Source organism: Piscibacillus salipiscarius (assembly GCF_042685285.1).
Taxonomy (GTDB): domain Bacteria; phylum Bacillota; class Bacilli; order Bacillales; family Alkalibacillaceae; genus Piscibacillus; species Piscibacillus salipiscarius.
Window position 1 is genome coordinate 1 of the sequence record NZ_JBHUMZ010000043.1, and the last position, 11454, is coordinate 11454.

Annotated in this window: 11 protein-coding genes and 2 tRNA genes; 2 read left to right on the forward strand and 11 right to left on the reverse strand. The window is 37.3% G+C overall.

The window, feature by feature from the left end; translation table 11 throughout:
- Window positions 1-126: 126 nt before the first annotated feature.
- The 6 genes from ftsH to spoIIE form a co-directional block, all read right to left on the reverse strand.
- On the reverse strand, window positions 127-2136 hold the full coding sequence (ftsH, locus tag ACFSW4_RS12270) for an ATP-dependent zinc metalloprotease FtsH (RefSeq protein WP_054754912.1): 2010 nt from the start codon (window positions 2134-2136) through the stop codon (window positions 127-129).
- A gap of 117 nt (window positions 2137-2253) precedes the next feature.
- A complete protein-coding gene (gene hpt / locus ACFSW4_RS12275; protein ID WP_377329610.1) occupies window positions 2254-2790 on the reverse strand; it encodes a hypoxanthine phosphoribosyltransferase in 537 nt (178 codons plus the stop codon).
- A 14-nt stretch (window positions 2791-2804) separates the two neighbouring features.
- The gene (tilS, locus tag ACFSW4_RS12280) at window positions 2805-4157 is read right to left on the reverse strand and encodes a tRNA lysidine(34) synthetase TilS (RefSeq protein WP_377329612.1); all 1353 of its coding nucleotides are present in this window, start codon (window positions 4155-4157) and stop codon (window positions 2805-2807) included.
- 84 nt (window positions 4158-4241) lie between these two features.
- Window positions 4242-5165, reverse strand: coding sequence for a serine/threonine protein kinase (locus ACFSW4_RS12285; protein WP_377329614.1), 924 nt, complete (start codon window positions 5163-5165; stop codon window positions 4242-4244).
- Window positions 5128-5877: a vWA domain-containing protein gene (locus tag ACFSW4_RS12290; protein ID WP_054754916.1), complete on the reverse strand. Its 750-nt coding sequence runs from the start codon at window positions 5875-5877 to the stop codon at window positions 5128-5130. The genes ACFSW4_RS12285 and ACFSW4_RS12290 overlap by 38 nt, the downstream gene beginning before the upstream one ends.
- 75 nt (window positions 5878-5952) lie before the next feature.
- Window positions 5953-8403 (reverse strand): stage II sporulation protein E, encoded by a 2451-nt coding sequence (gene spoIIE, locus ACFSW4_RS12295; RefSeq protein ID WP_377329616.1) that lies wholly within the window; start codon window positions 8401-8403, stop codon window positions 5953-5955.
- 261 nt (window positions 8404-8664) lie between these two features.
- Here spoIIE and ACFSW4_RS12300 point away from each other — a divergent pair.
- Both ACFSW4_RS12300 and ACFSW4_RS12305 read left to right on the forward strand, forming a co-directional pair.
- A tRNA-Met gene (locus tag ACFSW4_RS12300) sits at window positions 8665-8738 on the forward strand.
- Window positions 8739-8748: 10 nt separating this feature from the next.
- Window positions 8749-8820, forward strand: a tRNA-Glu gene (locus ACFSW4_RS12305).
- 578 nt (window positions 8821-9398) lie between these two features.
- Here ACFSW4_RS12305 and ACFSW4_RS12310 read toward each other — a convergent pair.
- The 5 genes from ACFSW4_RS12310 to ACFSW4_RS12330 all read right to left on the reverse strand — a co-directional run bounded on the left by ACFSW4_RS12310 (window position 9399) and on the right by ACFSW4_RS12330 (window position 11450).
- Window positions 9399-9779, reverse strand: coding sequence for a S1 domain-containing RNA-binding protein (locus tag ACFSW4_RS12310; protein ID WP_054754921.1), 381 nt, complete (start codon window positions 9777-9779; stop codon window positions 9399-9401).
- Between the two features lie 72 nt (window positions 9780-9851).
- The gene (locus tag ACFSW4_RS12315; protein WP_377329618.1) at window positions 9852-10241 is read right to left on the reverse strand and encodes an FtsB family cell division protein; all 390 of its coding nucleotides are present in this window, start codon (window positions 10239-10241) and stop codon (window positions 9852-9854) included.
- Entirely contained in the window at window positions 10222-10818 is a 597-nt protein-coding gene (yabQ, locus tag ACFSW4_RS12320) for a spore cortex biosynthesis protein YabQ (protein ID WP_377329620.1), read from the reverse strand. Before yabQ ends, ACFSW4_RS12315 begins: the two co-directional genes overlap by 20 nt.
- Window positions 10815-11120 (reverse strand): sporulation protein YabP, encoded by a 306-nt coding sequence (gene yabP / locus ACFSW4_RS12325; RefSeq protein ID WP_054754924.1) that lies wholly within the window; start codon window positions 11118-11120, stop codon window positions 10815-10817. The genes yabQ and yabP overlap by 4 nt, the downstream gene beginning before the upstream one ends.
- A 57-nt stretch (window positions 11121-11177) precedes the next feature.
- Window positions 11178-11450, reverse strand: a complete 273-nt coding sequence (locus ACFSW4_RS12330) for an RNA-binding S4 domain-containing protein (protein ID WP_054754940.1) — start codon at window positions 11448-11450, stop codon at window positions 11178-11180.
- Window positions 11451-11454 lie beyond the last annotated feature (4 nt).

The following is an 11454-nucleotide window of genomic DNA, read 5'->3' on the forward strand; positions in this document are numbered from 1 at the left end:
AATCTATTTTTACCCATAAAGAAAAACACCTCCTAAATTGTCGATTAATATTACATACGACTTAGGGGGTGTTTTTTCCTGTCTCATATTATTGGGTCACTCTAAAAAAGGCGAGGGTTATCATTATTAATCTTTATGATCTGAGTCATCAATTTCCGAATCATCATCTTGTTTCTTTTGAATATTCACTTTAACGTCTTGTTGTGAATCTTCCTGCGTTGATTCTGATGGTTGTGACTCTTCGCTTTCAGTTGTATCTTCTTGAGAGTCATCCGTCGTTGCAGATGTTTCATCATCAGTCGTCTTCTCAGGTAAGACTCCTTTATAGAATAAGCTGTTAATTTGGGCTGCATCTAGTGTTTCAACTTCTAATAGTGTTTTAGCGATTAATTCTAACTGTGATTTATTTTCAGTAAGAATTTCTTTTGCACGCTCATAACAAGATTTAATAATGGATTGAATCTCTTGGTCGATTTCATAAGCAATTTGATCACTGTAATTTGGATCATTTTGTATGTCGCGACCTAGGAATACTTGACCTCCAGTGTTACCAAATTGAAGTGGTCCAAGCTTGTCACTCATACCAAATTCAGTAACCATTTTTCGAGCTATACCAGTTGCACGCTGGAAGTCATTGTGAGCTCCTGTACTTACTTCGCCAAATATGATTTCTTCAGCCACACGTCCACCTAATAAACCAGTGATTTTATCAAGTAATTCAGGTTTAGTCTGGAAGTAACGGTCTTCTTTAGGAAGCATAACCGCATACCCTCCAGCTTGGCCGCGAGGAACTATCGTAACCTTGTGAACCATGTCTGCTTCATCAAGTACTACACCGATTACTGTGTGACCACTTTCGTGATAAGCGACAATGTTTTTCTCTTTTTCAGAAATAACCTTACTCTTCTTAGCTGGACCTGCAATGACGCGATCAATCGCTTCATCGACATGCTCCATAGCTATTTTGTTAACGTCATCCCTTGCTGCTACTAATGCAGCTTCATTTAACAAGTTCTCAAGGTCTGCACCTGAGAAACCTGGCGTACGCATCGCAATCGTTTTAAGATCAACTGAATCATCTAACGGTTTGTTCTTAGCATGAACAGCTAATACTTCTTGACGACCTTTAACATCTGGAGCGTTAACCGTAATTTGACGGTCAAAACGTCCTGGACGTAGTAATGCTGGGTCTAAAATATCTGGGCGGTTTGTAGCCGCAATCATAATAATACCTTCGTTAACACCGAAACCGTCCATTTCAACAAGTAACTGGTTAAGTGTTTGTTCACGTTCGTCGTGACCGCCACCAACACCAGCACCACGCTGACGACCTACTGCATCAATTTCATCAATGAAGACGATACAAGGTGCATTTTTCTTCGCATTCTCGAATAAATCACGTACACGTGATGCACCAACACCAACGAACATTTCTACGAAATCAGAACCACTGATTGAGAAGAAAGGAACGCCAGCTTCACCAGCAACAGCTTTTGCTAGTAATGTTTTACCTGTACCAGGAGGTCCAACAAGTAAAATCCCTTTAGGAATTCTTGCACCAAGTTCAGTAAATTTACGAGGATCTTTTAAGAAGTCAACTACTTCAACTAACTCTTGCTTTTCTTCATCAGCACCAGCAACATCTGGGAACTTCGTTTTCTTCTTATCTTCTGTGTACATCTTTGCCTTACTCTTACCAAAGTTCATCATACGGCCACCGCCGCCTTGCATTTGGCCAAGTAAGAAGAAGAATAAAATAAACAGAATAATAAACGGAATTAACGTTGTAAAGAAACGCGCCCATGCACTAGGCTCTTCTGCTTTGACAGTTGAAAAGGTATCAACTTGCTCTTCTGCAGTACTCACAATCTCACTTACGATTTGCTCGTTTGCAGGAAATTCAGCTTGGAAGTTAGCACTACCTCCATCACTCGACATCTCCCCGCGAGCTTCATACGCTTGATTTGTATATTGAATGGTCAACTCAGTAATTTGACCATTTTCTAATGCACTTCTAAATTCTTTATAATTTAGTTGTTCCGTGTCAGGGTTCGGGTTATTTAACATCCCGATAATAGCGATTAACACTAGGAATATAATAAAGAAAAAGAATGTATTTCGGAACACTCGGTTCATTACGTACCTCCTCCTAAGCGACAAACTAAACTTATACTACCATAATAAAAATAGGTGCCTCAACTGATAGCTACTTGAACATTTTCTGAACAAATCGTACAAGGTGTATAGTTCAACTTATGAATAAATTTCAGGCTTTAATACTCCGATATAAGGAAGGTTACGATATTTTTCTTGATAATCTAACCCGTACCCTACAACAAAAGCATCTGGCACTTCAAACCCGACTAAATCAGCTTTAACATCTGATTGTCTGCCTGATGGTTTATCTAATAACGTCACGATCGTAATTGAATTTGCATTACGATATTTAAATAGATCTACTAAGTAACTGAGTGTTAATCCACTATCGATAATATCTTCAATGATTAACAAGTCACGACCTTTTACTTTTGTATTTAAGTCTTTAATAATCTTAACTTCGCCAGTAGACCTCATTCCACCTTCATAACTTGACACATCCATAAAATCCATCTCGATATGTGTATCCACTCGTTTTAATAAGTCGCTCATAAAAGGCATAGCACCTTTTAACACACCGACAGCAAGTGGGAATTTGCCGTCAAATTGTTCAGTGATGACAGCCGCTAACTCTTTAGTTTTCTTTTGAATGTCTTCTTCAGAAATTAATATTTCTTTAATCTCATCGTGCATGGAGATCCCCCTAATCATTTATGAAAAGTTATTTGAATTAATCTTTGACCGCTATCTTCTGCTAAATGACTTTTACATACGAACGGAATCCAAATGATTTCACCATTAGACTCAACAATCGGCCATTCATCCCGTAAATACTTAGGAATTTTTTGATCAATAAAAATATCTTTTACTTTCTTACGACCTTTCATTCCTTTAGGTTTAATACGGTCACCATGTTTTCTTGTTCGCACCATGAGTGGAAGTGATATGTGATGCTTATCACATAAGAATGTGTCATTACCTGTATCTTGAACAACATCAACCTCAGCTACTGACACCGACCAACCATTTGGAAGCTGTAAAGTTTCACCAACATTTATAATGTTATGAAACGACTCAACAGCATTTGAACCTTTTAAAATTCGGCATTCATCATAAGCTTTAATCAATGTAATCTGTTTATTAATTTGATACTGGCTGTTCTTTTGATCAGACTGTATCCACTCTTTAAAAGTATTAAAATAATCCTTATCCATCATCTCATGTGTATAAAGATAGTTTAATATTAGATGAAAGATTCTCCTTTGTAAAGGTACGGGTATCTCATTAAACTCAGTAATTGAAAAAGTAGCATAATTTATATTCATATCTACCATTTTACTGAACTGTTCATGAGCCAATGATTGCATTAATTCTTCTTCTTCATTCAATTGTACCTGCAAGCCTGCAAGGCTATGAGTTAAGCTTGGATTTTCTTTTTCTAACAACGGAATCACTTGATTACGAATTCGATTCCTAGTATAAGTATCTTGCTCATTTGACGGATCCATTCTTGGATTTAAGTCATGTTTATGGATAAAATTTAAAATATCGTCTTTAGTAATACATAAAAAAGGCCTTATAATCTTATGTTCGTCAAAATCTCTCTTAATTGGTAACCCTTTTGGCCGTACGCCTTTAATAAACTGCATGAACATGGTTTCTGTTAGATCATCTTGGTGATGACCTAATACAAGCTTACTATGATTATACCCGTTCATACAGTCAGCAAAAAACTGATACCTTTTTTCTCTTGCAGCAACTTGTGTACCTACTTGTTGATCCTTTTTATAACCAGAAACATCGACTCGTCCTATTTTGCATGGTATTCCTAAACGTGCACATTCATTTTGAACAAATTTGACATCATCTAAAGATTCTTGTCCTCTTAATTGGTGGTCGACGGTAAGTGTCATTAAATTTAGATTCCATGATTCTCGAATGGAGGCAAAAAAATGGAGTAAAGCTAATGAATCTGGCCCGCCAGAGACTGCCAGAAACAATGTATCACCTTTTTCAAACAGACGATGTTCTTGGTTAAAGTTGAATACAGCTGATTCCATATTGTTCGCACACCATTTCATAAAATTACTATTCTTTCATCGTACCACTATCTATTTTTATAGTTCAATAAATGTACCTATATTCTATAAAATAAAAAAGTAGAATAAACCTGCGTGCACTAAAATAATGGAAGATAACCCAAGCGCTTCTGGCCAAAAATCAATTTTAGGATTAGTAGCCGTTTTTCTGTTAGATTTAGTTGGTTGTAATTGTTTTCTGTTGATGACTCCAAGTTCACTTTTTAACTCTAGTGCATTGTTATATTGACCACTTAGTGCCTTTTTTAAAATGGGAGTGAGTGGTTTAAGCGATTTAGCCTGGTTTAAGACTTTATAGATGTCACGTTCTTTTGTGTTGTGTATGGTGACATGAGGATCCAAGCTAAGCAAACAAACAGCAAAAGCAAATAAATCGTAAGTCACGTCAGCTCGCCTGTCACCTAACCTCCAGTAACCGCGGTCAAACCAAGTTGTATATTCTCGGATTGCTCGGCCAAGAGCAGTAACCCCGCCCACGTCCACTAATCTAGCTTGTTTAGTCTTTCGATCGATTAAAATATTATCTGGCTTAAGATCTCCGTATATGTATCCTAATTGATGGATTTTGTGTAATTTCTTTAATAATTGAAAACTAATCGGAAATAACCAAGATAATCCTTCTCTCTTAACCCAGTCTGAAACAGGCACACCATCTATATATTCCATTACATAAAATGCTAACTTTAAATCATGAGAAATATAAGCATCATCCACATCCAATAAAAGAGGCCCAAGCGGCGGGCCTTGGACCTTTTTGAATTCCTTTAACACATTGACTTCTGCTGAAATCACACTAGAATCCTGGCTTATTTTTAATGCCACATAACGGTTTCCTATACGGGCTAGATATATAGAACCTCTTGCTCCCTCGCCAATAAGGCGAACGATTGTGTAGGTTCGCTTGTTCCAAATACCTTCTAGACGTTGCTGACTAGTAAGACGAACCGTAGGATGAATCGATGATGTCATCCGAATCGTCCCTCCATTCCTCAGAAGACGGTACGTTTTGGAAAGCTTTCACGGTTTGCTTTAAAGCTGCCCCCGTAGGTGTGATCCCACCTGCTGCTAATTTAGGAAATACTTTGTTGACTCTTTTTCCGTCGTTTGTCCACGGAAGTAATTCTTTAACGACTTGATTTCTTGCAGGGAATTGGTAAATAGAGTAATAGTGATCACCCGTTCTTGCCTGTAAACTTAAAATAAAGTCATCAATCGCATCTTTTACCGCTTCCATTTTATGTTGCATAGATGCACTCGTATCAACCAATATTAACACTTGTAAATTAACCGTTTCGCCTAAATCTTCTACGACCTTTTGAACTTCACCTCTCGTCTCAGGTGGAAGATCTTCTTCATTTGTCTCTTGTCCAAAAATCTGACTTAATTCTTTAGAGACAAAGCCCTGAATCGTCTGTGTCATTGCCTGCCTCGTTACTGTTTGCACAGTTTCTGAAAGGACATCAGCATAGACAATTCGGCTAATTCCATTTCCTGAATTAGCAATATCATTGACTTCTGATAGTCCAACTGGTTCTTCGGTTTGATCATCATCTAGTACACCTATTACATTAACTGCAATTCCTTTTTGAGCAATCATTGAACTCACCTTAATAGGATCTTCCCCTTGATTCGAGCAGCCATCTGTAATTAATAGAATTTGACGGATAGTTCCTGTATGCATGATATGCGCCTCCTTCGTCTTTTTAACCATTGTTGACGATTTTTAGGCAACATATACTATCAATCATATGGATTATTAAACTGATTTTGGGTACGCAAAAGATGCCCACTTCGGTTTACTTTTCTCAATTCTCGTTACTAATACCGTCATATCATCTAAAATTTGATTATGGTTACTACGAACAACCTCTTCTAAGATGATGTCCGCAATTTCCTGAGGGTTCTCTGTCTCAAGTTCTTTCAATTTACGCTTAAGCCAAACCTCTCTATTTTCTTCAAGCCTTGTCGTCTCAAGAACACCGTCACTCACCATAACAAGAATGTCTCCATCTTTTAGAGATTCATTAACTGGCTCAACATCGAACTCATCTAAAATCCCAATAGGTACATTGCTACCTTCAACCGGATAAACAGAACCTGACCTGATAATATAACTGATCGATGCACCAATTTTTAAGAAATTGGCTCTTGGTTCTTGTAAATCTATGATGGCAAGGTCTAAGGTGGCATAGATTTCATCTGATGTTCTTAGCGATAAAATAGAATTAATCGATTGAATGGCAACACGTTCATTTATGCCAGACTGTAAGATTTGCTTAAGTAGTTTTAATGTCTCAGAACTTTCTAAGTATGCTCGCTCACCATTCCCCATACCATCACTAATCGCTACTGCATATCTACTTTTTCCAAGTTCAAGCATGACATAACTATCTCCAGATAAGAAATTACCGTTTTTGGCAGCGTGTGCAACACCCGTATCAAGCTGATACCTTTTAATCGATGCGAAGTTAAATGTGCGATAACCACTTCTAGCATCAACCGGGTCCTCTGATTCAACGACGATCGATTCTCCAAACAACTCAGAAAGCATCGGAGCAATGAGCTTCTCACCTTCTCCATGATATTCATTGAAGTGTAAAGTCATTTCCATATCCACATTGCCTTGATCGATCGAATATAATTCTAAACGGTCTAAGCTTAAATTAAGCTGTTGAATAAGCCGTTTAACTTCTTCTTCTTGCCAGTCGTGTTCTTGACGCTCTTTTAAAATTTCCTTTGCGAAGTTGTTCATGACTTCAGATACGCCATTTAATTGTTCGGATACAAACTTTCTGCTTTCTTTTACCTGCTGTTTTAATCGTTTATTAGCCTGATAGAACGAGAGTTCATATCGCATCTGATCAACCATTTGATCCTGTTTAATACAAAAGTTTTTAAGCTTTCCAACGTTTAAATTTAACTGCGACACGTCGTGATCTTCAATTGACTGCATTGTATCGTGCAATACATTATAGGTTCTATCGAAATTATTGACCCAGCATTGATGTTTCTTAAGACAAGTCTGGCACGTTTTTTCAGACACTCTGCTTAAATATTCATCTACTTCTGTTGTCGCTTCTAAATTCTTCTGTTCCAAATCATAATAAGCAAAACTATGAGATAAAGCTTGAAACATTTCAGAAAAACGTTCAACACGTTCAGCCGTTGCATTTCTAACTTTTTTTACATATTGCTCTTGTGCTTCTTTCTCTTCTTCTGTACCCGGAACAAAAGCAGCCATCTTTTTTATTAACGACTTAGGAGTCAATACAAAGACCCCAGCTGCAATACTTGCCTCAATTAGCAGCTGCTGAAACGAAAGTACATCTACCTGGTACATTCCAATTAACACGGTCGCAACAAACATACCAAGTATGACCCCATATTTATTGGTAACCTTAAGCAGCCCACCTAATAAGCCAGCTAACGCTAGCAAACTCACCTGATAGAGATGAAACGTACTCACTAAACTGAGCATTAAACCTACAATTACTCCAATAGCTGATCCAACGGTCGCACCAGCTATAAAAGCACTTAATAAAACAAAGTATTTAGAACCAACTTGCTCTAAACCTACTCCTGTGACGGATAAACCTACGAATCCAGTAATAACTGCCGTTGCTAAAATAACTAAACAAATAATTTCTTCAACTTTCACCTTCAACGCTGGCCTTTTATTAGACAAGTAAGGGAATGATTGTAAAAAAATCATAATTAAAAAGGCACTCAGTACAGCTTCTGTTGCTAAAATGGCTGCATCATACATGACAATGGACCCTTCAAGTACATAAAAAACACCACGCCCGATGACAGAACTGACTAATGTAGCTGCAATGACTGGGCTTGTAATCCTAGCCATTTTATTTAAGAAGAGTTTATAAATAAACATGAGAATAATACCAGAAACAACAATGTACATCGTTTGCTGTATACTAACTGTTATGGCACCCATTGATAAAAACATAAACACGGTGAAGGCTGATTGTTTTCTCGTAATAATTGTTGTTGCTAAAAACGCCAAAGCAAATGGCGACAAAGAAGATAATATGATGGCTCGTCCAAGGAAAAACCCGATCATGTATAATAACCATCCTTGGTCGAATAACTTGCGTACAACGATTTGTTTAATAGATTGATAGAATTGACTTAACTTAGGAAATTTAGGTTGCTCAGTCGTCACTGCTCCTACTTTAGATAATATTGCCATACTCACGACCACTCCTTTAACTAAATTCAACCACATAATCTATTAATTTTTTTGTCAAAATAGCGTGACTATTTCAAAAAAGTTTTCGACGTTTAGCTTCGCTTATTCTCACTATTTCAACAAAATATGGTTTGTTAAGAGGACTATTATGAAAAAAGTTGTAACATCATAAAAACTTATTCAAAAAATTGTTGACACATATGAAAACCTGTATTATTATAAATTTTGTGTTTAAAAGATTTACTTAACTGACCACAACTTGGCGGTGTAGCTCAGCTGGCGAGAGCGTACGGTTCATACCCGTGAGGTCGGGGGTTCGATCCCCTCCGCCGCCACTCTTAATAAGGCCCGTTGGTCAAGCGGTTAAGACACCGCCCTTTCACGGCGGTAACACGGGTTCGAGTCCCGTACGGGTCACTAAAGCAAAAAGCCGTTCAAACTGAAATTAGTTTGAACGGCTTTTTTTGGCTCTACATTATTTGTTGGGGTAGAGGTTATTTTCTGATAAATCCTTTAAGTCTTTAATGTTAACCTTCCAGGTTAGGCCTTCCCTTTTCGCGGGCGATCCGCGAGCCTCCTCGAACTCCACTAACGTTACGTTCTGTGGGGTCTCGCCTGGCTCGCTCTCCCGCTGGAGTGTCAGGCCTACCTTTGGATTTAAATGATTTGATCGTTTTAGATTAGTTATAGCATCATCAATATAAAAGTTTAAAGGTTGGTTCGTTTTAATTAAATTAGGAGTGAGCGTATGCTCAACAAAACTTTTGACTTAGAACCCTTTTTTCTCGTGATTTTATTACCACTGCTAGCCAAAGATCTAATATATCTACCCTTAATTCAGTTTTATCTACCTCAATTTGAGATTTATCTACCCTCTTTAAAATTTTATGCATTTCTTCTATTTAAAAAAAGACGCCCAATATTGAGCGCCTTTTAGAAAATGAATTTATATCCAACATTAAATGTTTTATTCACACATCTTTTTCGACAGCAAGTTATCCTCTCTTAGCACCTCGACCTCCACGACGGGACTCCGTATGCTTTTTAAGAGACGCTAATTTATCTTCGCTATCCTTTAGAAATTTGTTCATTTTGGATTCGAAGCTTTCACTGCGTTTCTTTTGAGCTTGCTTTTCATACTTTTCATTAGCCTTCTTAATTGAAAGACCAATTTTCCCGTCATCTTCAACGTTTAACACTTTGACTTCTACTTCGTCACCGACTGATAGATGTTCATTAATGTCTTTAACGAATTTGTTAGCCACCTCACTGATGTGAACTAACCCTGTAGAGCCATCTGGTAGTTCTACAAATGCTCCAAAGTTTGTGATGCGGGTAACCTTACCACGCAACTTGCTGCCTACTTCAACTGACATAAAAGAAATGCTCCTCCTTAAAAAATTAAAAGATATATTCTTATATATTATATATAAGCAGAGAAATAAGTGTCAATAAGAAGGGTCTTCATCTGGTAATTTAAAAATAATTTCCCCATCTTCTGAAAAGAAATAGTCTTTCCTGGCGATCTTTAGTAAATAATCAATATCGCCTAAAAGCTGTATTTCTTTATTAAGCTTATTATTTTCTGCTTTATATTCTTCTAAGGTGGCGACTTTTTCATCGTATTTTTGTTGCTTTTCTTCCATCACTGCACGCTGATTAATATGCGTAAACACCAAGATTCCCATGATTAAGGAAAATAGCACACCAAAAGCTAGTAACCTGCGGAATAATAGCTTCTTCTGTTTTGCCTTAAAGTCCCTTTGTTCTTCGTGTTCTTGAACATATTCAGTTTGGATTTTCGCAACATTACGCCGGCTACGAGTCCGCCTCGTCATTTTTACGCCTCCTAAATTTTAAAAGGTATAGCAAGTCCTTTTTTAGCTTATTTATTATTCTACTACAGATTGAAAGTAAATTCAGCAAGTAATTTTGGACGAATTTAGGGATAAAAGGTCGAATAAAGAAGGCTATCACGCGATAAATAATCGTTATTATCTTCCAAACGATCGAAAGAACGCCTACAAAAATAGCTACCACTAATTGAATAATCCATATAACAGGCCTAATAACCAATGTTTGAATGAGACGACTGATTAACTGATATACATGAATTGTAAAACGGATAAAACTTTTTAAAATAGGTATATAAATAGTCTGGAATAAGGCGTAATACGATGAAATTCCTAGTAGCACTGCTAAAGCTAAATAAAAACGGATAATGCCGCCATTCGCTAAAAATAATAAATAAAAAATGAGGCAGCCTTGTGTGAGGAAAAATAACATATCGACGATCACACGATTCCAGTAAGCTTGAGGTCGCAATAACAGCTTGTACGTATCAAACATAGCTGACATTACAACCCCTCCGCTTACCATGGTTAACATGGTTAAGAACTGAGTATCTAGGTTCATTTAAATAACTTATTAAAGAAACCTTTACTCTTATTGCCCTGGTGATCATCGATGTAACTGAAGGCTTCTATTTTCCCTTGAATCGTTAATAGTCCTTCCTCCACATTTAGGTTTTTCATGTGAAGGTTCTCACCTCGAACGACTAAGTATCCTAGTGTCGTTTGAAGCAGAAACTCTTCAGTATCAAAGCTGTCTACATCCTTTACACCTGTTAATTCCAAGCGACGACGGTTCGTAAGTTTAAGTTCGTGGTTTTGCTCTCTTTCACGTTCATTCTTATATAGGCTTTGTTCATATTGCATGTCCGATCCCTCCTATCATATACCTATGATAGAAAGGACAGGTTTATCACACTATTTTTAATCGATTCTCTCTTGCTCAACCTTTTCTTCATTAACGACCGTATATAGTGTCGTCGCTTCGTCTTTCTTGACTTGCTCACTTAATCGTTCGACCCGAATCGTTAATAATGTATGGCCGAAACGAATTTTGATTTCGTCACCAACTGTTAATTCAGAAGAAGCCTTTGCTGGTCGTCCATTGACTTCAATCCGACCTTGGCTAGCCACTTCCTTAGCAACCGTCCTTCTTTTAATCAACCTTGATAGTTTTAAGAATTTATCAACTCTCATAATG

Coding starts and splice junctions, on each gene's coding strand:
- ftsH (WP_054754912.1), bottom strand. CDS start 2,136: ATGAACCGAGTGTTCCGAAATACATTCTTTTTCTTTATTATATTCCTA.
- yabP (WP_054754924.1), bottom strand. CDS start 11,120: ATGCAATATGAACAAAGCCTATATAAGAATGAACGTGAAAGAGAGCAA.
- ACFSW4_RS12330 (WP_054754940.1), bottom strand. CDS start 11,450: ATGAGAGTTGATAAATTCTTAAAACTATCAAGGTTGATTAAAAGAAGG.
- ACFSW4_RS12290 (WP_054754916.1), bottom strand. CDS start 5,877: ATGCATACAGGAACTATCCGTCAAATTCTATTAATTACAGATGGCTGC.
- tilS (WP_377329612.1), bottom strand. CDS start 4,157: ATGGAATCAGCTGTATTCAACTTTAACCAAGAACATCGTCTGTTTGAA.
- yabQ (WP_377329620.1), bottom strand. CDS start 10,818: ATGAACCTAGATACTCAGTTCTTAACCATGTTAACCATGGTAAGCGGA.
- spoIIE (WP_377329616.1), bottom strand. CDS start 8,403: ATGGCAATATTATCTAAAGTAGGAGCAGTGACGACTGAGCAACCTAAA.
- ACFSW4_RS12285 (WP_377329614.1), bottom strand. CDS start 5,165: ATGACATCATCGATTCATCCTACGGTTCGTCTTACTAGTCAGCAACGT.
- ACFSW4_RS12315 (WP_377329618.1), bottom strand. CDS start 10,241: ATGACGAGGCGGACTCGTAGCCGGCGTAATGTTGCGAAAATCCAAACT.
- ACFSW4_RS12310 (WP_054754921.1), bottom strand. CDS start 9,779: ATGTCAGTTGAAGTAGGCAGCAAGTTGCGTGGTAAGGTTACCCGCATC.
- hpt (WP_377329610.1), bottom strand. CDS start 2,790: ATGCACGATGAGATTAAAGAAATATTAATTTCTGAAGAAGACATTCAA.